Origin of the sequence: Bradyrhizobium sp. DOA9 (assembly GCF_000617845.2) — a bacterium.
Taxonomy (GTDB): Bacteria; Pseudomonadota; Alphaproteobacteria; order Rhizobiales; family Xanthobacteraceae; genus Bradyrhizobium.
The window spans coordinates 6457965-6483111 of record NZ_DF820425.1; the positions used below are offsets into that span (position 1 = coordinate 6457965).

Sequence of the window (25147 nt, forward strand, 5' to 3'; positions counted from 1 at the left end):
CCACGGCACGATGCTGAGAGAAGTATCACACAGGACGGTGGCGACGATCGCCACCGTCGCGGCGCTGACGGTCGCGCTTGCGGCGACCGTTCGCGCCGCGGATGACGCAACCGGCAATCCACTGCAGGCGCAGATCGACCACGGCAAGTCGACCTATGCCGAGAAATGCTCACACTGCCACGGCCCCAACCTGATGAACTCCGGCACCATCACGCCGGACCTGCGTGTCTTTCCCGACGACAAGACGCGCTTCGTCACCACGGTCAAGAACGGCAAGAACAACAAGATGCCGCCCTGGGGCGACATCCTCAGCGACGACGAGATCGGCAACCTCTGGGCCTTCGTTTCCAGCCGGAGAAAGCCATGAGGAGCCGGCGCGTTGCCTGGAGCGTTGCGGCCTTGCTGTCGACGTTGGCCTCGGCCGCTCTTGCGGCCGACGATCCCCTGAAGGTCTGTCTCGACGAGGACCGGCCTCCGCTCTCGGTGCATCACCGCGGCAAGCCGGATGCCGGTTTCGACGTGCTGCTGGCGCAGGCGATCGCCGAGCGGCTGGGACGCACGCTGAAGATCCAGTGGTTCGAGAGCAAGCTGGACGAGGATTCGAGCCCGCAGCTCGAAGCCAACGCGCTGCTCTCGGACGGGCGCTGCTCGCTCGTCGGCGGCTACGCGCTGACGCAGGATTCGCTCGTCGCACCCGGGATGAAGACGGCGCGCTTGCCGGATTTCGCCGGAGCCACGCGCGACGATCGGCGGCGCCGCGTCCCGCTCGGCGTGCTCGCGCCGAGCCAGCCTTACATCTATTCGCCGATGACGGTGGTGCTGGGGCCGAAGGCGCAGCGGCGCAACATCGGCGACATCGGCGATCTCGCCGGCCTTCGCCTCGTCATCGAAAGCGGATCACTCGGCGACGCCATCCTGATGACCTTCGACAAGGGTCGCCTGATCGACAACATCACGCACCTCGTCCCCGGCCGCGACGATCTGCTCGGCGCGCTCGAACGCGGCGACCATGACGCGACACTGATCGATCTCGCCCGCTTCGACGCCCATCGCGCCGCGCACCCGGATACTGCGATCACGGCGTCCGGCTACTATTACCCGATCGGCGCCAATCGCGGCTATGTCGGGCTCGCCAGCGATGGCGCGCTGATGGAGGCCGTCAACAGGGCACTGACCGAGCTCACGGCTTCAGGCAGGATCGCCGAATTCGGCAAGCAGGCCGGCCTCACCTATCTGCCGCCACGCGAGCCCGCGATCCTCGGCGACGTCTGGACGAAGATCATCCAGCGGTAGAGGCTCCGTCATTCCGGGGCGCCCGCAGGGCGAACCCGGAATCCATTTCTCCGCAGCGCATGCGGCGCGATGGATTCCGGGCCTGCGTGCTGCGCACGCATCCCGGAATGACGGAGGATGTGGCTAGCGGCGTCTCACTTCGTATACTGGATCGTATACTGGAGCCGTTCATTCCGCCATTTGGGGACGTCGTGAGTCCTTCTGCCGCAAACCTGCGCGACCTCCTCTCCCGCGAGATCAAGACCCGCGAGCTCTCGCGCGCGTTGATCGTCGTCGGCCCGATCGTCGCCGCCTATGTCATCGCGCGCGACACGGCGCTGCTCAATCTCGGCCTGGTCGCGGTTTCGCTGCTCATTCCGGCGCTGCGGCTGCAACTGGCGCCGAGAATCGTCGCGTGGCACTACCTTGCCATTCTCGTCACCTTTGCCGCGCTGTTTCTGGCCGCTCCGATCAAGCCACTCTTCGTCGTGCTGACGGCGCTCGCCGGCTTCCTGGCGGCGGCGGGGACGCGCCATGGCGAGCATTTCCGCACACTCGGCAATTGGGTGTTCATCCCCGCCGTCTATCTCGCCTGTGAGGTGCGGGAAGGTCTCAGTCCGCCGGAGGCGCTGCGCCACGCCGGCGTCCTCACCGTCTCCTCTCCGATCGCGCTGGCGCTGGTCTGTGCCGTCCAGGTCCATGACCAGCGACGGCGCGGCGGCACCGAGGCGGCTTCGTTCGGGCTACCCGCGGCCGAGTGGTTTCTGCCTGCGCTCGCGACCGCCATGGCGGTGTTCGCATCAGCAGCGCTGGTCGAGATCCTCGACCTCGCGCAGGGACAATGGGTGATGTGGTCGGCTGCAAGCGTCGTCGTCGGTGATCTCGCCGCCTCCACCGGCAAGCTGAAGCAGCGCGCGATCGGCGCTTTCGTCGGCGTGCCGCTGGGCTTCGTCACGGGCCTTGCCCTGCCGCAAAGCCGCATCGGCTACGCGGTCGCGGTTCTCGCAGCCACCCTCACGCTGATCTCGTTCTCCCGCTATGTCGTCGGATTCGGCCTGCGCTGCTTCTTTATCGCGCTGGCGGCGTCCTTTGCCGGCGGCGCCAGCGGGATCGCCGAGGAGCGCATCGTCAACGTGCTGATCGGCGGCACGTTCGGTCTTATCGCAGTAGCCCTGGCCGAGATCGTCTGGCCGCAGCTGATACGGAAGGCACGAACGTCCGGGTGATTACCGAATAGGCAGCGCCCGAGCGGATCGAATGCGCCAATCTGTCTCGCCTGCGGCACATGGCAGCGACGGCCTGATGCAGTAGGTTCGGCAAAAATCCGGGAGAGAATCATGTCCGCCAAACTCGATCGCCGCCACTTCATCGCCGCCGGTACCAGTGCACTGGCGATGCCTTTCGTTTCGCGCGGCGCCTCCGCGCAAGGCAGCTGGCCGGCGCGGCAGATTCGCATGATCTGCAGCTATCCCGCGGGCGGCCAGACCGACCTGCTCGCGCGCGCCTATGGCGAGTTCATCTCCAAGCAGGTCGGCAAGACCGTCGTCATCGAGAACAAGCCCGGCGCCTCCGGCGCGATCGGCACGGCGGAGGTCGCCCGCGCCGAGCCCGACGGCCACACCATCCTGTGCTCGATCTCGACCACCTACATCATGAACCGGGTGGTGATGAAGAATCCCGGCTACGACATGGACAAGGATCTGACGCTCGTCAGCGTCATCCCGGGCGCGGGCCTGTTGCTGGTCGCGAACCCCAAGACCGGGGTCAAGACGCTGGAGGATTTCGTCGCCTTCGCGCGCAAGAGCGGCAAGGTGAATTTCGGCACCTACAGCGCGGGCTCGTCCCCGCACATGACGATCAACGAGCTCAACAAGCAGTATGGCCTCAACATCGAGCCGGTGCACTATCGCGGCGAGGCGCCGATGTGGACGGGAATGCTGGAAGGCACCCTCGATGCCGCGATGGGCAGCTACACGGCCGCGCAGTCGGTCCTGCAAAGCGACCGCGGCACGGTGTTCGCCGTGCATTCGAAGAAGGTCGATGCGATCCCCGCGATCAAGACCCTTCCCGAACAGGGCGCGACGTCAAAGTTCTTCACCGTGAGCGGATTCACCGGCTGGGCTGTGCCGAAGGCAACGCCGCAAGCCGTCGTCGACCGCATCGCCGAGCTCTGCGTCGCCGCCAACAACGATCCGAAGGTGAAGGAGGTTCTCGCGACCTTCGTGCTCGAGCCCGCAATCGGCTTCAAGGAGACCAATGCGCTGTACCAGCGCGAGCTGCCGATCTGGATCGAGAGCGCGAAATCGCTCGGCCTCGAGCCGGCCTGACCTTCACGCCGTGGCGGGCACACCGGTTACTCCCGCCCCGGAGTCCGACCAAAGCCTAGTACCGGAAGCGCATTTTCCCGCTATGATTGCGCGCCTCTTGCGGACAAGGAAGGCCGATCGCATGACACCGGATGCAGTCGCCGTCGCCGTCATGATCATCCTGCTCTTTCCGATGAGTTATTTCACGCTGGCTTCGCCCGCTTTCCTGCTGGTGAGGCTGGACATCCAGCCCGTCGCCCAGCTGCTGCGCGGAATGTTCAACGCCCATTTTCTGGTGATGCGGGTCGCCGGCGTGATTGCAACGGTGGCGCTCGTGCTCGATGGCCGCCTGCTTGCCGCGCTCGGCGTCGCCGCGATCGCGGCCCTGGCGATCTGCGGCCGCCCCTGGTTCATGCGACGGTTCGACGACCAGCTTAGCGCGCGGGACGCCGGTGACGTCGAGGCCGCGCGGCGGTTGCGACGGCTGCATTGGAGCGGAATGCTGGGGAACGCGGTGCTGCTGGTCGCTCTCGTGGCCGGCATTCCCTATGTCGCCATGCCGGCGTGAGGCCGCCGACACCGCGCGAGCACGCATTGGCTCGAAAACGTCTAATGCTCGCCCGAGCTCGCCGCGCCCTGCTGGGCCTTGTGGATCGAGGACGGCACCACGCCGAAATATTTACGGAACACCCGGCTGAAATGCGATGAGCTGGAGAATCCCCAGGAGAAGGCGACGTCGGTGATGGTCTTGCCGGCGTGGGCCTCGAGCTCCTGGCGGCAGTTCTGCAGCCGCGCCTGCCAGATGTAGTCGCTCACCGTGGTGCCGCGCTCCGAGAACAGCATGTGCAGATAGCGCTTGGAGCAGCCGAGCTCGGCCGAGATCTGGTCGATGCACAGGTCCGGATCGCGCAAATGCTCCCGGATGAAGAACTGTGCCCGCACATACATCGCTTCGGGCCCGACACGATCGAACATCGTGTCGGCCTCGCGCAGCGGCAGCAGCAGCAGGTCGATCAGCGAATCGGCAACGCCCACCGCGCTGTTGGCCGACAGCTTTGCCGCCTCGTCGAATGTGGCGTGGACGAAATCGTGGGCGATCCGCCCGGTCCCCGTCTTCGCGGTCAATTTGCAGGCCGGCATCCGCTGCGAGGGGAATCCGCGGTCGCGCAGCAGCGCCTTCGGCACGATCACCACGTCGTGACGGGTAAAGGCGGGACTGATGATCGAATGCGGACAGGAGACGTCATAGGCGATGATGTCGCCGGGGTTGATCTCGATGTGCCGGCCTTCCTGTTCGAAATAAGACACGCCGTAGGTCTGGAAGTGGATTTTTATGTAGGGGTGTTCATTGGCCTTGGCGCGCGCCAGCGTGTGCGCGATGCGATGCTGGCTGACCTCGATCTGGCAGAGCTTCAGGCGCGAGACCGTGGTGTAATCGATGCGACCTTCGAGCGAGGACGCCTCCAGCGGATCGACGTCGAAATGCCCGCACAGGCTCGTGAGCCCGTCGATCCAGCTCTGGATCTGCCGCTTCGGCGTCATTCCGGTCGTCGAGAGCGTGTGAATGGTGTCGGACATTAATCCAGCCACTGATTTGATCCGGAGATTCGGCACGAATCGCAACCAGCGCTGCCGGAGCCCTCAGCCGTGATCGCGTGACGTTTACCTCGCATTTGAGCGGTCTCTCGCAACGAGCGCCATCGTTCCGTCGCCACTCTTGAAGCTTAATCCTCCGCCTTAGTTGCAGCGCCGTCAAGGGGAACCTGAGCGCAGAGGGCGCCTCATGGACGCAACGAAGCCGCTGAATTCGCTACTGCAAAATCAAAATCTTCACCTCCGTGCGCTGTCGAGCAAACCGCCTTCTCTCTTGGGCAAGTTTCCCGACGACGAAGCCGTTAGGGATTGCGGCAGGAACAACAAGAACGGGCCGCTCCTGCACGTGGACCCGTGGCTCTCATCAGGAGGAGGAAACAGCACAGCATCGTTTCTGGTCCCAACGTGACCGCCCTGCACGAGCAGACGCCGGACGAGAAGCCCGGTGATTGAGCAATGCTTCGGAAACAATAAACGAGACCAACGGAGGAATAACTATGCGCAAGGTGCTACTCGCGACCTATCTTGGCTCCGCGGCGGCTCTCGCCGTCGGCAGCGCCTCAGCCAATGACGAGCTGATCAAGATGTCGCAGAACCCGAAGGATTGGGTGATGCCGGCGGGCGACTATGCCAACACCCGCTATTCCAAGCTGAACCAGATCAACGCTCAGAACGTCGGCAAGCTTCAGGTCGCCTGGACGTTCTCGACCGGCGTGCTGCGCGGCCATGAAGGCGGCCCGCTGATCGTCGGCAACGTCATGTACGTCCACACGCCGTTCCCGAACAAGGTCTACGCCATTGACCTTTCCAACGAGAACAAGATCATCTGGAAGTACGAGCCGAAGCAGGATCCGAACGTCATCCCCGTGATGTGCTGCGACACCGTCAACCGCGGCCTGTCCTACGGCGACGGCAAGATCATCCTGCATCAGGCCGACACCAACCTCGTCGCGCTCGACGCCAAGACCGGCCAGGTGGCCTGGTCGGCGACCAACGGCAATCCTGCGAAGGGCGAGACCGGCACGTCGGCCGCGCTGGTCGTCAAGGACAAGGTTCTGGTCGGCATCTCCGGCGGCGAGTTCGGCGTGCAGTGCCACGTGACCGCATACGACCTCAAGTCCGGCAAGCAGGTCTGGCGCGCCTATTCCGAAGGTCCGGACGATCAGATCAAGCTCGATCCCGTCAAGACCACTTCGCTCGGCAAGCCGGTCGGCCCCGACTCGTCACTGAAGACCTGGCAAGGCGATCAGTGGAAGATCGGCGGCGGCTGCACCTGGGGCTGGATCTCCTACGATCCCGCTCTGAACATGGTCTATTACGGGTCGGGCAACCCCTCGACCTGGAATCCGAAGCAGCGTCCCGGCGACAACAAATGGTCGATGACCATCTTCGCGCGCGATGCCGACTCCGGAATGGCGAAGTGGGTCTATCAGATGACGCCCCACGACGAGTGGGATTATGACGGCGTCAACGAAATGATCCTCACCGATCAGCAGATCAACGGTCAGAACCGCAAGCTGCTGACGCACTTCGACCGCAACGGGCTCGCCTACACCATGGACCGCGAGAGCGGCGAACTGCTGGTCGCCGAGAAGTACGATCCGAAGGTGAACTGGACCAGCGGCGTCGACATGGACAAGAACTCGCCGACCTACGGTCGCCCGAAGGTCGTCGCTCAATATTCGACCGAGCACGGCGGAGAGGACAAGAACACGAAGGGCATCTGCCCGGCCGCGCTCGGCACCAAGGACGAGCAGCCGGCGGCGTACTCGCCGGACACGCAGCTGTTCTACGTTCCGACCAATCACGTCTGCATGGACTACGAGCCGTTCAAGGTGAGCTACACCGCGGGTCAGCCCTATGTGGGTGCGACGCTCTCGATGTATCCGCCCCCGGGTGAAACCCACATGGGCAACTTCATCGCCTGGGACAACAAGACCGGCAAGATCGTCTGGTCGAACAAGGAGCAGTTCTCGGTCTGGTCGGGTGCGCTCGCAACCGCCGGCGGCGTGGTGTTCTACGGCACGCTCGAAGGCTATCTGAAGGCGGTCGACGCCAAGTCCGGCAAGGAGCTCTACAAGTTCAAGACTCCCTCCGGCATCATCGGCAACGTCACCACCTATGAGAACGGCGGCAAGCAGTATGTCGCAGTGCTCTCCGGCGTGGGTGGCTGGGCCGGCATCGGCCTCGCCGCAGGCCTGACCGATCCGACCGCAGGCCTCGGCGCGGTCGGCGGCTACGCGGCCCTCAGCAACTACACGGCGCTCGGCGGCACGCTGACCGTGTTCTCGCTGCCGAACTAGGCTTCTTCAGCATCGCTCCGGCGCGTGGATCACTCCACGCGCCGGCTCGTCTCCACCGAACGCCTGCCGAGGAAACAAGCTCTTGCGTAAAATCTGCTTTGTCATCGCTGCCACGATCCTATTTGCGTCCGGAGGACTTGCGATCGCGGACGGTCCGGGCGACCCCGCCGCCGTGAAGAAGGAAGACGACGGGAAGTGGCTCGATAAGGAGGGCAATCCCACCTACAAGATTTCGGCCGACGGCACCGTGGACTGGTTCACCTATTCCGGCTACCGCCGCTATCACTCCGATTGCCACGTCTGCCATGGCCCCGACGGCATGGGCTCCACCTACGCGCCGGCGCTGAAGGATTCCGTCAAGAGCATGAGCTATGGCGACTTCCTGGGCGTGATCGCCTCCGGCCGCAAGAACATCTCGACCGCGCAGGAGAACGTCATGCCGGCGTTCGGCGACAACCCGAACGTGGCCTGCTACATGGACGACCTGTACGTCTATCTGCGCGCCCGCTCCACCGAAGCATGGGGCCGGCAGCGTCCCGCCAAGAAGGAGGAGAAGACAGAGGCGTACAAAAAGGCGGAAGACGCCTGCATGGGCAACAAATGAACGTTACGAGGACTGCCGAGACCACCTCTTGGCGCCCTACGAGAATTTGAGGAGCTACCGATGAAGACACGTGCCGCCGTCGCTTTCGAAGCCAAGAAGCCGCTCGAGATCGTCGAGGTCGATCTGGAGGGACCCAAGGCCGGCGAGGTCCTGATCGAGATCAAGGCGACGGGCATCTGCCATACCGACGCCTATACGCTCGACGGCTTCGACAGCGAGGGCATTTTCCCGTCGATCCTGGGACATGAGGGGGCCGGCATCATCCGCGAGATCGGTGCGGGCGTGACCTCGGTGAAGCCGGGCGATCACGTCATCCCGCTCTACACGCCGGAATGCCGGCAGTGCAAAAGCTGCCTCAGCCAGAAGACCAATCTCTGCACCGCGATCCGCGCGACGCAGGGCAAGGGCGTGATGCCCGACGGCACCAGCCGCTTCTCCTACAAGGGCAAGCCGATCTACCACTATATGGGCTGCTCGACCTTCTCGAACTTCACCGTGCTGCCCGAGATCGCGGTCGCCAAGATCCGCGAGGACGCGCCATTCGACAAGAGCTGCTACATCGGCTGCGGCGTCACCACCGGCGTCGGCGCCGTCGTCAACACCGCCAAGGTCACGCCGGGCTCCAACGTGGTCGTGTTCGGCCTCGGCGGCATCGGCCTCAACGTCATCCAGGGCGCCAAGATGGCCGGCGCCGACAAGATCATCGGCGTCGACATCAACGATTCCAAGGAGGAATGGGGTCGCAGGTTCGGCATGACCGACTTCGTCAACCCGAAGAAGATCACCGGCGACATCGTTCAGCACCTCGTCGGCCTCACCGACGGCGGCGCCGACTACACTTTCGACTGCACCGGCAACACCAATGTGATGCGCCAGGCACTGGAGGCCTGCCATCGCGGCTGGGGCACCTCGATCATCATCGGCGTGGCCGAGGCCGGCAAGGAGATCGCCACCCGCCCGTTCCAGCTCGTCACCGGGCGCAACTGGCGCGGCACCGCCTTCGGCGGCGCGCGCGGGCGCACCGACGTGCCGAAGATCGTCGACTGGTACATGAACGGAAAGATCCAGATCGATCCGATGATCACCCACGTGCTCAAGCTCGAGGAGATCAACAAGGGCTTTGACCTCATGCACGAGGGCAAATCCATCCGTTCAGTCGTCGTGTTCTAGCTCGAAAACGTCACACCAAGGAGGATCGACCCATGACTGTTGCACTCCATCCCTCGATCGACAACGGCATCAAGCAAGGCAGCGGCAGCTTCGCCGGCGGCACGCTGGTCTGCAAATGCAGCGACCGCCCGGTGAAGGTCGGCGTCAAGGGCGACGTCGCGCACAACCATGCCTGCGGCTGCACCAAGTGCTGGAAGCCGCAGGGCGCGACCTTCTCCGTCGTCGCCGTGGTGCCGCGCCAGAACGTCACCGTGCTCGAGAACGGCGACAAGCTCCAGATCGTCGATCCCTCGGCGGTGATCCAGCGCCATGCCTGCAAGGCCTGCGGCACGCACATGTACGGCCGGATCGAGAACAAGAACCATCCGTTCTACGGCCTCGATTTCATCCATCCCGAGCTGTTCCAGGAGCAGGGCTCGCAGGCGCCGCAATTCGCCGCCTTCGTCTCCTCCGTGATCGAATCGGGCGTGAAGCCTGAGCAGATGGCCGGCATCCGTTCGCGGCTGAAGGAGATCGGCCTCGAGCCCTATGACTGCCTGTCACCGGCCCTGATGGACGCGATCGCGACCCATGTGGCGAAGGCCAAAGCGGCCTAGGGTGGCCGCCTGAGCTGGCCGACCGCCAGACCTTGGCCACACCATCTTCGGCTCGCTGGCGCCCATCGCCGCCAGCGAGCCGCCAGGCCCCGCTTCGGACCCCTGCGGCGCGATGCCGCCGCATCTGCACCACGCGTGAGTGAGGCCCATCGGCTCCTCAGTCCTGGTCTCTGAATGACTGCGCAGGACCGTCCGCTTCCTGCTTGAAGTCGCGGTGCTCTGCGTTCTCCCTCCCTCGACTGAGGCCTACTGCTTCGTCCGTTCGGTCTTGCTGGCGGACGAAGCTCTTTTCGTTGCGCCCATTCGATAAGCACGGGGCGGGATGACGCGCCCTGCTTTTGACAAACCGTCCATGCAAGCTTTTCCCGGTGAGAACACTCGGCTGTGAACGCCGGGTCGGAGCGATCTCTGCTAGGGTCGCGCCGTCACGATGCCGCGCGAAGACAATCAATCAAGAAGAAAACGGGAGGTATCGAGCACATCCAGACATCGCATCCGCGTTCCTGCCTCCCCCGGGATTTCCCCGCGCGGGACCACGGCGGGATGTGGCGAGACGACGCACGAACCGTCGCCGACCGGCGTCGGCGGACTTTGAATTTGGCATGCTTATGAAGAGCGAGGCACGATCATGATCAAGGTGAAGATCAACGGCCAGGAACAGAGCTGGGACGGTGACCCGGATCTCCCGCTACTCTGGTTCCTGCGTGACGAGGCCGGACTGACCGGCACCAAATACGGCTGCGGCCAGGCCCTGTGCGGCGCCTGCACGGTCATCGTCGACAAGCAAGCGGTGCGTGCCTGCATCACGTCGGTCAACGACGTTGCCGGACGCGAGGTCACCACGATCGAGGGGCTGCATCCGAACGGCGATCACCCGGTGCAGAAGGCGTGGCGTCAGCTCAACGTGCCCCAATGCGGATTCTGCCAGGCCGGCCAGATCATGCAGGCCGCGGCCCTCCTGATGGACAACCCGAAGCCCTCGCATGACCAGATCCGCGAAGGGATGGCCGGCAACATCTGCCGTTGCGGCTGCTACCAGCGCATCGAGAACGCGGTCCATCTCGCATCGACGGGAGTGTGACATGAACTTCATCGACAATCCCCGCAAGCTTCGCGGCTTCGAAAAGCACATCAAGGTCGAGAAGGTGTCGCGCCGCAGCATCTTGAAGGGGCTCGGCGTCACCGGCGGCCTGGTGCTCGCCGCCCCCGTGATGTCGCGCCAGGCGCTCGCCTATGAGACCGGCGCCGGCAAGATGCCGCATGGCGTCGTGGTCGATCCGCGCGTGTTCGTTTCGGTAGGCGCCGATGGCATCGTCACCATCGTCGGGCACCGTTCGGAAATGGGCACCGGCGTGCGCACCAGCCTGCCGCTGATCGTGGCCGAGGAGATGGAGGCCGACTGGTCCAGGGTCAAGGTGCAGCAAGCCCATGGCGACGAGGTCAAGTTCGGCAACCAGGACACCGACGGCTCGCGCAGCACGCGGCATTATCTGATCCCGATGCGCCAGATCGGCGCTTCCGCCCGCACCATGCTGGAGCAGGCCGCGGCCAAGCGCTGGGGCGTGCCGGCGACCGAGGTCAAGGCGGTCAACCACGAGGTCGTGCACAGCGCCAGCGGCCGCAAGCTCGGCTTCGGCGAGCTCGCGGCCGACGCGGCCAAGGAATCGGTGCCCAGCATCGAGGGCCTCAAGCTGAAGGACCCCAAGAACTTCCGCTATCTGGGCAAGGGCCAGATCGGCATCGTCGATCTCCACGACATCACCACCGGCAAGGCGCATTACGGCGCCGACGTGCGGCTGCCCGGCATGAAATATGCCGTGATCGCCCGTCCGCCGGTGACCGGCGGCAAGCTGGTCAAGTTCGAGCCGGAGGAGGCGCTGAAGGTCCCCGGCGTCGAGAAGGTGATGCAGGTACGCGGCTGGCCGTGGCCCTCGAAATTCCAGCCGCTCGGCGGCGTCGCGGTGATCGCGCGCAACACCGGCGCGGCGATCAAGGGCCGCGACGCGCTGAAGCTGACCTGGGACGACGGTCCCAATGGCAAATACGACTCCGTCGCCTACCGCAAGGAGCTCGAGGAGGCCTCGCGCAAGCCGGGGCTCGTCCTGCGCAAGGAAGGCGATGCGGATGCCGCACTGAAGAGCGCCGACAAGGTCATCGTCGGCGAGTATTACCTCCCGCATCTTGCCCATGTCGCCATGGAGCCGCCGGTGGCGGTGGCGGACGTCAAGGGCGACAAGGCCGAGATCTGGGCGCCGGTACAGAGCCCCGGTGGCACCCGCGAGGACGTCGCCAAGACGCTCGGCATTCCCGAGGCCAACGTCACGGTCAACGTGACGTTGCTCGGCGGCGGGTTCGGACGCAAATCGAAATGCGACTTTGCGATCGAAGCCGCGCTGCTCTCGAAGGAGCTCGGCGCGCCGGTGAAGGTGCAGTGGACGCGGGAGGACGACATCCACAACGGCTTCCTGCACACCGTCTCGGTCGAACGGATCGAGGCCGGCCTCGACAAGAGCGGCAAGGTGATCGCCTGGCGCCACCGCAGCGTGGCTCCCAGCATCGCCTCGACCTTTGCCGCCGGCACGCTGCATCAGGCGCCGTTCGAGATCGGCATGGGTCTGGTCGATATGCCGTTCGAGATCGCGAACATCTCGTGTGAGAACCCGGAGGCCGCGGCGTTCACCCGCATCGGCTGGTTCCGCTCGGTCTCGAACATCCCGCGCGCCTTCGCCGTCCAGTCGATGGTCGGCGAGATCGCGCAGGCAACAGGCCGCGACCAGAAAGAGATGCTGCTCGAGCTGATCGGCTCGCCTCGCATCGTCAAGCCCAACGTGAAGGACCTCTGGAATTACGGCGAGCCCCAGGACAGCTACCCGATCGACACCGCGCGCCTGCGCAAGGTGGTCGAGCTGGTCGCCGAGAAGGGCGAATGGGGCCGAAAGGTGCCGAAGGGCCACGGTCTCGGCATCGCCGTGCACCGCAGCTTCGTCAGCTACATCGCCACAATCGTCGAGGTCGCCGTCGACGACAAGGGCAAGCTGACGGTGCCGCGGGTCGACACCGCGATCGATTGCGGCACCTATGTCAACCCCGAGCGCATCGCCTCGCAGATCGAGGGCGCGGCGATCATGGGGCTCAGTCTCGCCAAATACGGCGAGATCACCTTCAAGGACGGCAAGGTGCAGCAGAGGAATTTTGACGACTTCCAGGTCGTCAGGATGGACGAATCGCCTGTGGTGACCAACGTCTTCATCGTGCCGCCCGTATCAGACACGCCGCCGAGCGGCGTCGGCGAGCCCGGTGTTCCTCCGTTCGCACCCGCCCTGATCAACGCGATCTTCGCAGCGACGGGAAAACGCATCCGCTCGCTTCCGATCGGCAAGCAATTGGAGGCGTGAGACGGAACCGGAGCGCGAGGCGGAACACAAGGCGTCTCGCGCCGTTTCCATCGATCTGACAGGAGCAGATCGATGACCAACATCTCAACGGCGCTCGCAGTCTCGCTGTCGGGCGCCTTTCTTTTGACCGCCGCGGGCGCATTCGCCCAGAGCAGCACGACCCCGCCGACCACCGCGACGCGCCCCACCGGCCCCGACCAGACTTCGCTGCCCAACGCGAACGCCCCGCCCGCCTCCACCACCCAGACCACCGGGCAGCACAATCCGGATCCCAAGATTCGCGAGATGAATCAGAAGGAGAAGGACAAGGTCGAGCGCGAGGGGAAGTAACTGTCTGCGCTGACAAATGCGGCGGACGTTGCCGTCCGCCGCATTCGCCACCCCCCTGCTGCTCCGCTTCTGTCGATCCGCCCGCGGAGCTATTTCTTCAGCGCGAAGACCCAGACGACGCCGCCCTGCGGCACGTTGGCTTCGATGCCGATGTTGTTGGTCACGAGCGCGTCCTGGATGCGCTGCGCGTCGACGCCCCAGCCCGACTGGATCGCGATGTATTGCGTGCCGTCGATCTCATACGACACCGGCATGCCGACGATGCCGGAGTTGGTCTTCTGCTCCCACAACAGTTCGCCCGTCTTGGCGTGGAAGGCGCGGAAATAGCGGTCGTTGGTCCCGCCGACGAAGACGAGATCGCCCGCGGTCGCCGTGACCGATCCGAACAGTTGCGACTTGGGGAAGTTGTGCTGCCAGACCTTCTTGCCGGTTGCGGGATCCCAGGCCTGGAGCTCGCCGAAATGATCGGCGCCCGGCTTTGTCTTGAGGCCGATGTCCTCCGGTTTGGTGCCGAGCCAGAGCTCGCCCGGCTTGAGCGGCACTTTCTCGCCGGTAAAGCCGCCGCAGAAATTCTCATTGGCAGGCACGTAGACGAGGCCGGTCCTCTGGCTGTAGGCCGCCGACGGCCAATCCTTGCCGCCCCACAGCGAGGGACAGAACTCGACGCGCTTGCCGAGCACCGGCTTGTGCGCTGGATCCACGATCGGCTTGCCGGTCTCGTCGATGCCCTTCCAGACGTCGGTGTAGACGAACGGCCATCCCGCGACATAGTTGATCTTGGTCGGAGTGCGCTCGAGCACCCAGAAGATCGCGTCGCGGCCGGGATGGACCAGGCTCTTGATGGTGCGGCCGTTGCGTTGCAGGTCGATCAGCATCGGCGCTTCGACCTCATCCCAGTCCCAGGAATCGTTCTGGTGGTACTGGTGATAGGCCTTGATCTTGCCGGTGTCGGGATCGAGCGCGAGCACCGATGCCGTGTAGAGATTGTCGCCGGGGTGGGAGTCGCCGGGCCATGGCGCGGCGTTGCCGACGCCCCAATAGATCGTCCTGGTCTCCTTGTCGTAATTGCCGGTCATCCAGGCCGATCCGCCGCCGTTCTTCCAGTCATCGCCCTGCCAGGTATCGTGACCGGGCTCGCCTTCGCCGGGAATGGTGAAGGTCCGCCACAGCTCCTTGCCGTCCTTGGCATCGTAGGCCACGATATAGCCGCGCACGCCGAACTCGCCGCCGGAGCCGCCGACGATGACCTTGCCGTCGACGATCAACGGCATCAGAGTCAGGTACTGGCCCTTCCTGTAGTCCTGCACTTTGGTATCCCACAGCACCTTGCCGGTCTTTGCATCGAGCGCGACCACGTGGTCGTCCGTGGTGGCGAGGTAGAGCTTGTCCTCCCATAGGCCGACGCCGCGGTTGGTCGGATGCAGCTGGAACAGATCGTCAGGAAGCTGCCGCTTGTAGCGCCAGTATTCGTCGCCGGTCTTCGCGTTCAGTGCGATCACCTGCCCCATCGGAGTGGTCACGAACATCGCGCCATTGTTGACGATCGGCGGGGCCTGATGGCCTTCGACCACGCCGGTGGCGAAGGTCCAGACCGGCGTGAGGTTCTTCACGTTGGAGGTGTTGATCTGGTCGAGCGGACTATAGCCCTGCCCGTCATAGGTGCGCCGGTAGAGCATCCAGTTGTGGGGCTCGGGGTTTTCCAGCCGCTGCGCGGTGACCGGAGAATAATTCTCGATCGGACCCGATAGGGCGGCGGTCGAGGCAAGACACGTGAAGGCGACGAAGCCGGACAGTAACCATTGCTTCCTGGTCATGGAAATCTTCATGGACGTTCCCCTTTTTCATCCGTTTGAATTCTTGTTGTGAATTCTTGTCGTTCTTGTCGTTCGTTCCGTCGTCCGCCCATCGGCGGATGCGGCCTCTCGTGACGCGGGCAGGAGCCCGCCCCCTCCGTCATCCTGGCTGTGTGCCACCTACCTTTCCCATGAAATTGCCGGCGACGCTGAGCGAACCGTCAGCGAGCACCAGCGGCAGCGCTGCAAGCCGCCGCGGTGCCGGTCCGAACACGACCTGCGCGCCCGCGCGGGGATCGAATTCGGAGTTGTGGCACATGCATTTGAACACCTCCTTGTCGCCGACATCGCTCTTCACCCAGGCGGTGACGGGACAGCCCGCATGCGAGCAGATCGCGGAGTAAGCGATGATGCCGTCGACGGCCCGCGCGCGAGTCTTCTCGTCGAGGTCGGCGGGATCGAGCTTGATGATCAGGATCTCGTTGAGCCGCGAGGCGCTGCGCACCACCGATGTGGTGGGATCCTTCGGCCAGGCATGCACGGGCGGTCCGCCCACCGGCAGATCGACCGCAGTGATGAGCTTTCCCTCGCGGTCACCTTCGGAGAAGACGAGCAGATCGCCCTTCTGCGGCCGCTCGTCCGAGCCGGGCGGATCCTCACCTGCGCGCGCCTGGGTGGAGCAGCCGAGACACGCCGTCGTCGCCAGCGCACCGAGCAGCACGGATCGCCGTGTCTGCTCAGTGCTCGCATCGACGTCGGATTCCGCAGCATTCTCGGAGGATGATGAATGAGTATCGAACGATGCCATGCCCGCTAGCAGGCGCTGGAACTCTGCCGAAAACAAGGCGAAGACTTGGCGCCGCAGTGCATCAATATGGCTTTGCTCGCGTTGATTGAGCAAAGCCGCTCGCGTTCAAGCGCGTTTTCGCGACTTCTACGTCGCGTTGCGCGAATGGCATGATGATTTTGCAGATCAGGTCGATGATGCAGGAATTGGTGCGACGCATGATGCGATGCGGGGATCCCACCCATGCATCCTGTCGTTCACGACCTGAGCACGTGACGCGGCGAAGCGATGCGGCCCGCAAGTGTTGCCGACGCCATCTCGAAGCTGTCGGCGATACGACGCGCCTTGTCGATGAACAGCGCGGCCGCCGCCGGCGGGCAGACCTCGCGCGCGGTCTGCTCGAACAGGTCGAGCCAGCGATCGAAATGGCCGCCGGCCAGGTTGAGCGGCATGTGTGCTCGCATCGGCGAGCCGTGATAGCGGCCGCTCATCAGTACGACCGACGACCAGAAAGCCCTGAGCTTGGTGAGATGCTCGTCCCAGTTCTGGACGACGGCGAAGACGGGCCCCAGCAGCGCGTCCTCGCGCACGCGTCCGTAAAAGCGGGTGACGAGTTCCCCGATCATCTCCTCGGTAATCCCGGTGCGCTCGATCGCATCCTGGGTCAACAGGTTCCGCCGCGCGGCCGCAGCTTCCCGCTCGGCCCTCAGTCGATCCGACATGTTCCTTGCTATCCGTTCCATTGTTCCCGCAGGCTGCCCGTTCAACATTGTCGGGCCGATCGCGCGCGGCGTCTTTGTCGCAGCGCAAATCGCGGGATCGGGCGGCGGACGCTGGGTGCCCGCCGCCAATGCCTTCATCAGGCGCTATAAGTGTAAAAACCCTGCCCGGTCTTGCGGCCGAGATGGCCGGCATCGACCATCTCCTTCAGCAGCGGGGCTGGCCGATATTTGGGATCGTTGAAGCCTTTGTAAAAGACCTCCATCACCGAAAGCATGGTGTCGAGCCCGACGAGATCGGCCAGCGCGAGCGGCCCGATCGGATGGTTGCAGCCGAGCTTCATGCCGGCGTCGATCTCTTCCGCCGTCGCGATGCCCTCCTGGAGCGCGAAGATCGCCTCGTTGATCATCGGACACAGGATGCGGTTGACCGCGAAGCCGGGGCTGTTCTTGGCCGTGATCGCCACCTTGCCGACGCGCTTGGCGAAATCCAGCGCCTTGGCATGGGTGTCGTCCGAAGTCTGCAGGCCGCGGATGAGCTCGAGCAGCGCCATCACCGGCACCGGGTTGAAGAAGTGCATGCCGATGAAGCGGTCGGGGCGATCGGTCGCGGCGGCGAGCTTGGTGATCGAGATCGAGGAGGTGTTGGTCGCGACCAGCGTGCGCGGCGACAAGGTGGCGCAGAGGTCCTTCAGGATCTTGACCTTGAGCTCCTCGTTCTCGGTCGCGGCCTCGATGACGAGGTCGCAATCCGACAGCTTCGCCCGGTCGGTAGTGCCGGTGATGCGCTTGAGCGTCGCCTCGCGGTCGGCCGCCGACATCTTCTCTTTCTTGACCAGCCGCTCGAGGCTTCCGCCGACGGTCGCGAGGCCGCGGTTCACCGCCGCATCGGAAATATCGACCATCACGACCGACAGGCCGGCGGCGGCGCTGACCTGCGCGATGCCGTTCCCCATGGTCCCTGCCCCGATGATGCCAACGGTCTGGATCATTGCGTCACATCCTTCATTCTTGCGGGCGCGCCAGTCGCAGCCCGGCTCCATTGTTCCTGCAACAGGGTCTAGCACCGCCATGGGGCCGGCGCGACCCGATCCTGTTCCTTAGCGCATCGGAGGCAGGAAGAAAGCCGCCCCGGGGCGGCTAGGTGCCCCGACTGTGGGTCCCTGGCCGCGTTTTCCGATCCTGAGCCTTGCTCCAACGGCTCCCGGGGGCTGCCCACCCCTTGGGCCCTTGATTATGGCAGCGGCAGCAGCGAGAAGGGCGGCGCGGGGCTGCCGCGGAACAGGAGCTTGCCCGAGACCGGATGAACGATTTCGCACGATCCATCGGTGCCGCCTTTGCGCTGATCGGCGAGGCCGACACCGAGCTATTGGGCATCGTCACCTTGTCCGTCAGGGTCAGCTTGACCGCCAGCATCCTCGCGCTCCTGATCGGTGCCCCCTTTGGGGCCCTGCTTGCGATCACCCGTTTCCGGGGACGCCAGGTCATCATCATTCTGACCAATGCACTGCTCGGCCTTCCGCCGGTCGTGGTCGGGCTCGCCCTCTATCTCTTGCTGTCGCGGTCCGGCCCGTTCGGGGCGGCGGGCTTGCTGTTCACACCAAGCGCCATGGTGATCGCGCAGACGCTGCTGGCGACACCCATCGTGGTGGCGCTGGTGCACCGGCCGGCAACTCTGTTGTGGGCGGAGTATGGCGACCTGGCGCGGATCGACGGGCTGTCGGCCCTGCGCAGCATGGCCCTGCTGTTCGCGCTCGGCCGGACCTCGCTGCTGACGGCCTTTCTCGCCGCGTTCGGGCGGGCGATTGCGGAAGTCGGCGCCATCATCATCGTCGGCGGCAACATCCGCGGCTTCACCCGCACGATGACGACGGCGATCGCGCTGGAAACCAGCAAAGGCGACCTGCCGCTGGCGCTCGGACTCGGGCTGATCCTGCTCGCGCTCAGCGTCGCGGTGTCGACCGTCGCCTTCGTCCTAGTGGGACGCGTTGGGGAAAAATAGCTGCTCGCCGCCGACCTTGTACCCGGCGATCGCGTCCTGCCCTTGCGGCGAAACCAGCCAGTCGATGAAGGCCTTTCCCTCCTTCGCCTTCACGTTCGGGTGCTTTTCGGGATTCACCAGCATGACGCCGTACTGGTTGAAGAGCCGCTTGTCCCCCTCGGTCAGGATGGCGAGCTCGCCGCGGTTCTTGAACGACAGCCAGGTGCCGCGGTCCGACAGGAGGTAGGCGTTCGACGACGAGGCCATGTTCAGCGCCGGGCCCATGCCCTGGCCGATCTCCCGGTACCAGGTGTCCTTGCCGGCACTGAGGTCGACGCCGGCCTCCTTCCATAGCCTCAGCTCGGCCGCATGCGTGCCGGACTTGTCGCCACGCGAGATGAACGGCGCCTTCGCCGCCGCGATCTTGCGCAGCGCCTCGGCCACGTCCTTGCTGCCCGAGATCTGCGCCGGATCGCTTTTGGGGCCGATGATGACGAAGTCGTTGTACATGACGTCAAAGCGCTTCACGCCCTGCCCTTCGGACATGAACTTGTCCTCGGCGGGCTTGTCATGGACGAACACCACATCGGCGTCGCCGCGCCGCCCGATATCCAGAGCCTGGCCGGTGCCGACGGCGACGACCTTGACGCCGATGCCCTCGGCCTTCGCGAACAGCGGCAGCAGATGGCCGAACAGCCCGGACTGTTCCGTCGAGGTGGTCGACGCCACGGTGATGGTGCGATCCTGTGCGAATGCGATGGTGGACCAGAGCAGAACCGCTCCGATGGTGACAAGCTTCCTCATGCGACGTCCTCGGCCAGATAATGACGGTTCTGAATAGCGGCTCACAGCGACGACGGGAACCCCAACCTTGGATTGCGACGAGGTTGATGCGCGCGGTGCGCCTCGTCTGGCAGAAAAAGCGCGCCGGCGCGGGCCAGGCACGCCTGCAAAACAAGAAGTGAAAAAACAACCCCATGCACAGTAGCGATGGGGTTGAAAGGCTTGAGGATTTTCGGTCTTACCGAAAACGCGGTTGCGACGTCGGGCAAAACAGGGGTATTATTGCATCATCGGCGCCATGCGGGTTTCGCGACTCGGGCGGATGCGAGCGTTCTCGATCCGATTGCGTCGCCGCCCGCGTACTGAACTTACGCATGTTCTGCAATTGGTCCCACCTACATTGACATCGGCGTGACGGCCGGGGCAGTTTTTCATATTGCTGGCGAATCAGCGATAGCCTCACGCCGAGTACCTCTTGGACAACTCCCAGTGCTTTCGAGACTGATATCGTTGCTGCGCCGCATCCCCGCGGTGAACTGGGCGTTTTCCCGACTTCGGCCTGTGCCGCACAGCGGCAATATTGAGGTCGCGCAGATCGCCACAGACGCTTCACCTGCCATCACCGAAGACGTCGCGGGCACAGCTCAAGCTCCAATGGCCGAGATCAGCGCTGACCCGGTGCGCGAAGAGGCTGATCTCGCCGCCACAACTCCGGTCGCAGAGAATGATGCGGCGGCGCTGGTCGTCGCGGAAACAGTCACCGAAGAGCCGTTGGCTGCATCGTCCGGTGCGGAGAGCGAGCCAGTTGCAGCCTCCGATCTCGCAGTCGTGGACGATGATGCGTCGGTTGTTGGAATCTCTGCAGAGATCGACTCTGCCGCCTCAGAAGAGATCGTGATTTCGTCAGCAGACCTCGCGACCGCTTCGGCCGATCGCCCTGCCGTCATCATCGAGGCTGCCCCCTCGCCCGACATATCCGTCGACGCCGCACCCGTCGCCGCTGAAGCAATCCCGGTCCATGTCGAGAACGTCGCGGCTGTCGTCCCTGAAGCCAGCGCCGAGATCGACCCGGCGCCCGCAAGCGATGTTCCGCCCGACACGGCGATTGCGGCGGTAGCCAACGAGTCATCCAGCGCCGCCGGGGAAACTGAACCAGCTCCGGTTCTCATGTCTCCGCTGCCAGAGATACGCAGCGTCCCGAAAGTTCGCGCGAGGGTCACGGAGCCCGCCGACCGCGCCGCGCTGATCCGGCAGCGCTGGGCGGAGAGCGGAATCAGGATGTGGAATCCGCGCCTGCACGGCACCGGCGAGGCCGCGCTGAACATCCAGGGAAGCATCGGGCTGCTGCCACCGGCGCCCGGCGAGACAATGCCGCGCTACGACAAGCTGGAATTCAGGATGCTCGGCGGACAGATCGTCTGTGAGGGCGTGATCGTCGAGGCTCCCGTTCAGGCGAGCCATCGGAGCTTCACGCGGCTCGCCGAGCCGCGGACCATCGAGCGGATGCGCGAACCGGCGCGCGAGCGCCAAGCCGTTCTCGCCTGATCCTTTCTTCTCCGACGACCGTGGCCATGTGCTGGGCTGATGTCCCGCATGGGAGACAGCGGGTGGTAGCTGCGGCGATTCCGGGCGATTTGCGCCTGAGGCGCATGCACGTTGCAGCCGGTTATCCTTAACGGGACCTCACCAATGCACGCGACCGGAAAGGACTGAGGCAGCGCGCAACCCGTGCTGGCCTGCCCGGCTGGAACCGATCTAACGGGCCCTTTACCCCTGCCGTGCAAGATTGCCAGTGTTTTCAGGGGATCTGGGGCTCGTATTGCAATGCCTGTTGCGGATTTGAAATCTCGTCTTGCCGTCGCGACGCGATTGTTTTGCGTTCCCGCCGACAATCCGGACCTGACGCGCGCGCAGTTCGACGCCTTCTCCAAGCAGATCCCGCTGCTCTACTTCATCCTCATCAGCAACACGATTGCGGTCGCCTACACCTATGTGAACGTGGCGCCGGACTGGTTGACGATGATCGTGCCGGCCGTGCTGACGGTGCTCGCGGCCTTACGGACCTTCTGGTGGCTGCGCCAGCGCCGGCTCGTGCGCAGCGATGCCGACATCCTGCGCAATCTGCGCGCCACCAACTGGCTGACGCTGCCGATCGGTGCCGGCTTCACCGCCTGGTCCTTCGCGCTCTACCCCTACGGCGATCCCTTCGCCAAGAGCCAGGTCGCCTTCTACATGGCGGTCACCGTGATCGGCTGCATCTTCTCGCTGATGCATCTGCGCTCGGCGGCGCTGATCGTGACGCTGATTGTCGACGTGCCCTATGTGCTGTTCTTCTTCGCCACGGGCGAGCCGACGCTGAAGGCGATCGCGGTCAACAACCTCCTGGTGTCCGGCGCGATGGTGACGGTGCTGTTCATCTACTATCGCGACTTCGCCGATCTCGTCGCCAGCCGCAAGTCTCTGCTCGCGCAACAGGCGGCGACGCAGGCGCTCTCCGACGAGAACTTCCGCCTTGCCAATCTCGATTCCCTCACCGAGCTGCCGAACCGCCGCCGCTTCTTCGCCGAGCTGTCGAGCGCCTTCGCCGATGCCGAACGCAGGAAAGTTCGGGTCGCAGTCGGCATCATCGATCTCGACGGTTTCAAGCCGATCAACGACAATTATGGCCACTCGGTCGGAGACCGCGTCCTGATCGAAGCCGGCCGTCGCATACGCGAGGTCTGCGAGGGTTTTGGTCCGCAGCGGGTCGAATTCGCCCGGCTCGGCGGCGACGAGTTCGGCCTCGTCGTGTGCGGCGACCCCGAGGATGCGGATCTGTTGCGGCTCGGCCAGCGCATCGGCGACCAGGTCAAGCTTCCCTACCAGCTCGACACTGCCCATACCGGGCTGTCCTGCTCGATCGGCTTTGCGTCGTTTCCGCAATCGGCAACGACCGCGGAAGCACTCTACGAATGCGCCGACTATTCGCTCTATCACGCCAAGCGCCATCTGCGCGGCCGCACCGTGATCTTCTCGAGCGAGCTCGAGGCCGAGATCCGCAGCCGCGGAGTCATCGAGAATTTGCTGCGCACCGCCGATTTCGGCACCGAGATGGACCTGGTGTTCCAGCCGATCGTCGATGCCATGAGCGAGCACACCGCCGGCTTCGAGGTGCTGGCGCGCTGGCGCAGCGCCCGGCTCGGCCTGGTCTCTCCGGCCGATTTCATTCCGGCCGCCGAGCGCATCGGTCTGATCCGGCCGCTGACGCAGGCGCTGCTGGTACGCGCACTCGCCGTCGCCCGGACGTGGCCCGACCACATCCGTCTGTCGTTCAACCTCTCCGCCCACGACGTCTGCGCGGCGGAGGGCATCCTGCCACTGATCGCCATCATCGAGAGAAGCGGTCTGCCGCCACACCGGATCGACTTCGAGATCACCGAGACCGCCGTCACCTTCGATTTCGTCCGCGCGCAGCAATCGATCGCAACGCTGAAGGCAATGGGCTGCGGCGTTTCGCTGGACGATTTCGGCACCGGCTATTCGTCGCTGAGCCACGTGCACCGGCTGCCGCTCGACAAGATCAAGGTCGACCGCAGCTTCGTTTCCGACGTCAACGAGAATCCCGTCAGCCACAAGATCATCAAGTCGCTCACCGGCCTCTGCGACGACATAGAAATCGCCTGCGTCGTCGAGGGCGTCGAGACGCGTGCTCAGCTCGACACCCTGCGCCGCTTGGGGTGCGACTTCATCCAGGGTTATTATTTCGCCAAGCCCATGCCGGCCGATGCGATCGGCGACCATCTGGCGAAGGAGAGCCGGCGCCTCGACGCCACCGGGGCCAAGGTCGTGGCCTAAAACCTCGTCTACTTCGCCAGGCTCGGCAGATCGAGCCCCTTGTCGCGGGCGCAATCGATCGCGATGTCGTAGCCTGCATCGGCGTGGCGCATGACGCCGGTGGCGGGATCGTTCCACAGCACGCGCTCGATCCGCTTCGCAGCCTCGGGCGTGCCGTCGGCGACGATCACCATGCCGGCGTGCTGCGAATAGCCGATGCCGACGCCGCCGCCATGATGCAGCGACACCCAGGTCGCTCCGCTGGCGCAATTGAGCAGCGCATTGAGCAGCGGCCAGTCGGACACCGCGTCCGATCCGTCCTTCATCGCCTCGGTCTCGCGGTTGGGGCTCGCCACCGAGCCGCTGTCGAGATGATCGCGGCCGATCACGATTGGCGCCTTCAACTCGCCGCGCGCCACCATCTCGTTGAAGGCAAGGCCGAGGCGATGGCGATCGCCGAGACCGACCCAGCAGATCCGTGCCGGCAGGCCCTGGAACTTGATGCGCGCCTTCGCCATGTCGAGCCAATTGTGCAGATGCTTGTCGTCGGGCATCAGCTCCTTGACCTTGGCATCCGTCTTGAAGATGTCCTCGGGATCGCCCGACAGCGCGGCCCAGCGGAACGGCCCCACGCCGCGGCAGAACAGCGGACGGATATAGGCGGGCACGAAGCCGGGGAAGTCGAACGCGTTCTTCAGGCCCATGTCCTGCGCCATCTGGCGGATATTGTTGCCGTAGTCGAGCGTCGGAATGCCCTGGGCATGGAAATCGAGCATGGCCTGGACATGCTCGACCATCGAGGTCTTCGAGGCGCGCTCGACGCCCTTCGGATCGGACGCGCGCTTGGCCTCCCACTCGGCGAGCGTCCAGCCCTTCGGCAAGTAGCCGTTGATGGGATCGTGCGCACTGGTCTGGTCGGTGACGATATCGGGCTTGACCCCACGGCGGACCAGCTCAGGGAAGATCTCCGCGGCGTTGCCGAGCAGGCCGACTGAGACCGCCTTGTTCGTCTTCGCGGCGTCCGCCATGATCGCGAGCGCTTCATCGAGCGTTGCAGCCTGCCGGTCGAGATAGCCGGTGCGCAAGCGCATCTCGATGCGGCTCGGCTGACATTCGACGGCGAGCATCGACGCGCCCGCCATGGTCGCCGCCAGCGGCTGCGCGCCGCCCATGCCGCCGAGGCCGGCGGTCAGTATCCACTTGCCGGCGAGGCTGCCGCCATAGTGGCGACGGCCGACCTCGACGAAGGTCTCGTAGGTGCCCTGCACGATGCCCTGGCTGCCGATATAGATCCAGGAGCCCGCCGTCATCTGGCCGTACATCATCAGGCCCTGGCGATCGAGCTCGTTGAAATGGTCGAGCGTCGCCCAATGCGGCACGATGTTGGAGTTGGCGATCAGCACGCGCGGCGCATCGGCATGGGTGCGGAAGACACCGACGGGCTTGCCGGACTGCACCAGCAGCGTCTGGTCGGCTTCGAGGTTGCGCAGCGCCGCGACGATCCGGTCGAAACTCTCCCAGTCGCGTGCCGCCCGGCCGATGCCGCCATAGACGACGAGCTCGCTCGGGCGCTCCGCGACGTCGGGATCGAGATTGTTCATCAGCATGCGCAGCGGGGCTTCCGTGAGCCAGCTCTTGGCGCTGATGTCGCTGCCGCGGGGCGCGCGGATGGTGCGGTCATTGTCCAGTCGGCGGTTCATGT

General features: G+C 64.7%; 22 protein-coding genes. 15 read left to right on the plus strand and 7 right to left on the minus strand.

Translation table 11 applies throughout. The annotated features are described in order from the left end of the window. Window positions 1-10: 10 nt before the first annotated feature. The 5 genes from BDOA9_RS30470 to BDOA9_RS30490 all read left to right on the plus strand — a co-directional run bounded on the left by BDOA9_RS30470 (window position 11) and on the right by BDOA9_RS30490 (window position 4146). Entirely contained in the window at window positions 11-367 is a 357-nt protein-coding gene (locus BDOA9_RS30470) for a c-type cytochrome (RefSeq protein WP_025037733.1), read from the plus strand. Then, window positions 364-1293: a substrate-binding periplasmic protein gene (locus tag BDOA9_RS30475; protein WP_025037734.1), complete on the plus strand. Its 930-nt coding sequence runs from the start codon at window positions 364-366 to the stop codon at window positions 1291-1293. Before BDOA9_RS30470 ends, BDOA9_RS30475 begins: the two co-directional genes overlap by 4 nt. 191 nt (window positions 1294-1484) lie before the next feature. Further along, window positions 1485-2498 carry an FUSC family protein gene (locus BDOA9_RS30480; protein ID WP_025037735.1) on the plus strand — a complete coding sequence of 338 codons (1014 nt, stop codon included), beginning with the start codon at window positions 1485-1487 and terminating at the stop codon, window positions 2496-2498. Between the two features lie 111 nt (window positions 2499-2609). Next, window positions 2610-3599, plus strand: a complete 990-nt coding sequence (locus BDOA9_RS30485) for a Bug family tripartite tricarboxylate transporter substrate binding protein (RefSeq protein ID WP_025037736.1) — start codon at window positions 2610-2612, stop codon at window positions 3597-3599. 121 nt (window positions 3600-3720) lie between these two features. Continuing rightward, complete coding sequence (locus tag BDOA9_RS30490; RefSeq protein ID WP_025037737.1) at window positions 3721-4146, plus strand: hypothetical protein; 426 nt, start codon at window positions 3721-3723, stop codon at window positions 4144-4146. A gap of 41 nt (window positions 4147-4187) precedes the next feature. Here the strand turns inward: BDOA9_RS30490 and BDOA9_RS30495 are convergent, their stop codons facing one another. Further along, the gene (locus BDOA9_RS30495) at window positions 4188-5156 is read right to left on the minus strand and encodes a helix-turn-helix domain-containing protein (RefSeq protein WP_025037738.1); all 969 of its coding nucleotides are present in this window, start codon (window positions 5154-5156) and stop codon (window positions 4188-4190) included. A 512-nt stretch (window positions 5157-5668) separates the two neighbouring features. On the opposite strand from BDOA9_RS30495, the gene xoxF5 reads away from it, so the two are divergent. The 7 genes from xoxF5 (at window position 5669) to BDOA9_RS30530 (ending at window position 13569) form a co-directional block, all read left to right on the plus strand. Continuing rightward, a complete protein-coding gene (gene xoxF5 / locus BDOA9_RS30500; protein WP_025037739.1) occupies window positions 5669-7474 on the plus strand; it encodes a lanthanide-dependent methanol dehydrogenase XoxF5 in 1806 nt (601 codons plus the stop codon). Between the two features lie 82 nt (window positions 7475-7556). After that, window positions 7557-8078 carry a c-type cytochrome, methanol metabolism-related gene (locus tag BDOA9_RS30505; RefSeq protein ID WP_042336817.1) on the plus strand — a complete coding sequence of 174 codons (522 nt, stop codon included), beginning with the start codon at window positions 7557-7559 and terminating at the stop codon, window positions 8076-8078. 60 nt (window positions 8079-8138) lie between these two features. Beyond that, a complete protein-coding gene (locus BDOA9_RS30510) occupies window positions 8139-9248 on the plus strand; it encodes an S-(hydroxymethyl)glutathione dehydrogenase/class III alcohol dehydrogenase (protein WP_025037741.1) in 1110 nt (369 codons plus the stop codon). A 32-nt stretch (window positions 9249-9280) separates the two neighbouring features. Continuing rightward, window positions 9281-9844 (plus strand): S-(hydroxymethyl)glutathione synthase, encoded by a 564-nt coding sequence (gene gfa / locus BDOA9_RS30515; protein ID WP_025037742.1) that lies wholly within the window; start codon window positions 9281-9283, stop codon window positions 9842-9844. A gap of 628 nt (window positions 9845-10472) precedes the next feature. After that, complete coding sequence (locus BDOA9_RS30520) at window positions 10473-10925, plus strand: (2Fe-2S)-binding protein (protein ID WP_025037743.1); 453 nt, start codon at window positions 10473-10475, stop codon at window positions 10923-10925. A gap of 1 nt (window position 10926) precedes the next feature. Continuing rightward, a complete protein-coding gene (locus tag BDOA9_RS30525) occupies window positions 10927-13239 on the plus strand; it encodes a xanthine dehydrogenase family protein molybdopterin-binding subunit (RefSeq protein ID WP_025037744.1) in 2313 nt (770 codons plus the stop codon). A gap of 72 nt (window positions 13240-13311) precedes the next feature. Then, the gene (locus tag BDOA9_RS30530) at window positions 13312-13569 is read left to right on the plus strand and encodes a hypothetical protein (RefSeq protein ID WP_025037745.1); all 258 of its coding nucleotides are present in this window, start codon (window positions 13312-13314) and stop codon (window positions 13567-13569) included. Between the two features lie 89 nt (window positions 13570-13658). Here the strand turns inward: BDOA9_RS30530 and BDOA9_RS30535 are convergent, their stop codons facing one another. The 4 genes from BDOA9_RS30535 to BDOA9_RS30550 all read right to left on the minus strand — a co-directional run bounded on the left by BDOA9_RS30535 (window position 13659) and on the right by BDOA9_RS30550 (window position 17860). After that, window positions 13659-15383 (minus strand): methanol/ethanol family PQQ-dependent dehydrogenase, encoded by a 1725-nt coding sequence (locus BDOA9_RS30535; protein WP_025037746.1) that lies wholly within the window; start codon window positions 15381-15383, stop codon window positions 13659-13661. A gap of 139 nt (window positions 15384-15522) precedes the next feature. Then, window positions 15523-16170, minus strand: coding sequence for a QcrA and Rieske domain-containing protein (locus BDOA9_RS30540; protein WP_025037747.1), 648 nt, complete (start codon window positions 16168-16170; stop codon window positions 15523-15525). A gap of 236 nt (window positions 16171-16406) precedes the next feature. Next, on the minus strand, window positions 16407-16871 hold the full coding sequence (locus BDOA9_RS30545) for a group III truncated hemoglobin (RefSeq protein WP_025037748.1): 465 nt from the start codon (window positions 16869-16871) through the stop codon (window positions 16407-16409). A 137-nt stretch (window positions 16872-17008) separates the two neighbouring features. After that, complete coding sequence (locus BDOA9_RS30550) at window positions 17009-17860, minus strand: 3-hydroxybutyryl-CoA dehydrogenase (protein WP_025037749.1); 852 nt, start codon at window positions 17858-17860, stop codon at window positions 17009-17011. A 311-nt stretch (window positions 17861-18171) separates the two neighbouring features. Here BDOA9_RS30550 and BDOA9_RS30555 point away from each other — a divergent pair, with 311 nt between their 5' ends. After that, window positions 18172-18870, plus strand: coding sequence for an ABC transporter permease (locus BDOA9_RS30555; RefSeq protein WP_025037750.1), 699 nt, complete (start codon window positions 18172-18174; stop codon window positions 18868-18870). Here BDOA9_RS30555 and BDOA9_RS30560 read toward each other — a convergent pair. Further along, window positions 18844-19653, minus strand: a complete 810-nt coding sequence (locus BDOA9_RS30560; RefSeq protein ID WP_025037751.1) for a substrate-binding domain-containing protein — start codon at window positions 19651-19653, stop codon at window positions 18844-18846. The genes BDOA9_RS30555 and BDOA9_RS30560 overlap by 27 nt on opposite strands. A gap of 489 nt (window positions 19654-20142) precedes the next feature. Here BDOA9_RS30560 and BDOA9_RS30565 point away from each other — a divergent pair, with 489 nt between their 5' ends. Both BDOA9_RS30565 and BDOA9_RS30570 read left to right on the plus strand, forming a co-directional pair. Beyond that, window positions 20143-21177, plus strand: a complete 1035-nt coding sequence (locus tag BDOA9_RS30565; protein ID WP_025037752.1) for a hypothetical protein — start codon at window positions 20143-20145, stop codon at window positions 21175-21177. Between the two features lie 279 nt (window positions 21178-21456). After that, complete coding sequence (locus tag BDOA9_RS30570) at window positions 21457-23466, plus strand: putative bifunctional diguanylate cyclase/phosphodiesterase (protein WP_025037753.1); 2010 nt, start codon at window positions 21457-21459, stop codon at window positions 23464-23466. A gap of 8 nt (window positions 23467-23474) precedes the next feature. Here the strand turns inward: BDOA9_RS30570 and hutU are convergent, their stop codons facing one another. Further along, on the minus strand, window positions 23475-25145 hold the full coding sequence (hutU, locus tag BDOA9_RS30575; protein WP_025037754.1) for a urocanate hydratase: 1671 nt from the start codon (window positions 25143-25145) through the stop codon (window positions 23475-23477). Between the last annotated feature and the right edge of the window lie 2 nt (window positions 25146-25147).

What these genes read in the sequence shown, in the direction of transcription:
- BDOA9_RS30470 (WP_025037733.1), top strand. Translation starts at nt 11, where the DNA reads ATGCTGAGAGAAGTATCACACAGGACGGTGGCGACGATCGCCACCGTC.
- BDOA9_RS30475 (WP_025037734.1), top strand. Translation starts at nt 364, where the DNA reads ATGAGGAGCCGGCGCGTTGCCTGGAGCGTTGCGGCCTTGCTGTCGACG.
- BDOA9_RS30485 (WP_025037736.1), top strand. Translation starts at nt 2,610, where the DNA reads ATGTCCGCCAAACTCGATCGCCGCCACTTCATCGCCGCCGGTACCAGT.
- BDOA9_RS30490 (WP_025037737.1), top strand. Translation starts at nt 3,721, where the DNA reads ATGACACCGGATGCAGTCGCCGTCGCCGTCATGATCATCCTGCTCTTT.
- BDOA9_RS30495 (WP_025037738.1), bottom strand. Translation starts at nt 5,156, where the DNA reads ATGTCCGACACCATTCACACGCTCTCGACGACCGGAATGACGCCGAAG.
- xoxF5 (WP_025037739.1), top strand. Translation starts at nt 5,669, where the DNA reads ATGCGCAAGGTGCTACTCGCGACCTATCTTGGCTCCGCGGCGGCTCTC.
- BDOA9_RS30510 (WP_025037741.1), top strand. Translation starts at nt 8,139, where the DNA reads ATGAAGACACGTGCCGCCGTCGCTTTCGAAGCCAAGAAGCCGCTCGAG.
- gfa (WP_025037742.1), top strand. Translation starts at nt 9,281, where the DNA reads ATGACTGTTGCACTCCATCCCTCGATCGACAACGGCATCAAGCAAGGC.
- BDOA9_RS30520 (WP_025037743.1), top strand. Translation starts at nt 10,473, where the DNA reads ATGATCAAGGTGAAGATCAACGGCCAGGAACAGAGCTGGGACGGTGAC.
- BDOA9_RS30525 (WP_025037744.1), top strand. Translation starts at nt 10,927, where the DNA reads ATGAACTTCATCGACAATCCCCGCAAGCTTCGCGGCTTCGAAAAGCAC.
- BDOA9_RS30530 (WP_025037745.1), top strand. Translation starts at nt 13,312, where the DNA reads ATGACCAACATCTCAACGGCGCTCGCAGTCTCGCTGTCGGGCGCCTTT.
- BDOA9_RS30535 (WP_025037746.1), bottom strand. Translation starts at nt 15,383, where the DNA reads ATGACCAGGAAGCAATGGTTACTGTCCGGCTTCGTCGCCTTCACGTGT.
- BDOA9_RS30540 (WP_025037747.1), bottom strand. Translation starts at nt 16,170, where the DNA reads ATGGCATCGTTCGATACTCATTCATCATCCTCCGAGAATGCTGCGGAA.
- BDOA9_RS30545 (WP_025037748.1), bottom strand. Translation starts at nt 16,871, where the DNA reads ATGTCGGATCGACTGAGGGCCGAGCGGGAAGCTGCGGCCGCGCGGCGG.
- BDOA9_RS30550 (WP_025037749.1), bottom strand. Translation starts at nt 17,860, where the DNA reads ATGATCCAGACCGTTGGCATCATCGGGGCAGGGACCATGGGGAACGGC.
- BDOA9_RS30555 (WP_025037750.1), top strand. Translation starts at nt 18,172, where the DNA reads ATGAACGATTTCGCACGATCCATCGGTGCCGCCTTTGCGCTGATCGGC.
- BDOA9_RS30560 (WP_025037751.1), bottom strand. Translation starts at nt 19,653, where the DNA reads ATGAGGAAGCTTGTCACCATCGGAGCGGTTCTGCTCTGGTCCACCATC.
- BDOA9_RS30570 (WP_025037753.1), top strand. Translation starts at nt 21,457, where the DNA reads ATGCCTGTTGCGGATTTGAAATCTCGTCTTGCCGTCGCGACGCGATTG.
- hutU (WP_025037754.1), bottom strand. Translation starts at nt 25,145, where the DNA reads ATGAACCGCCGACTGGACAATGACCGCACCATCCGCGCGCCCCGCGGC.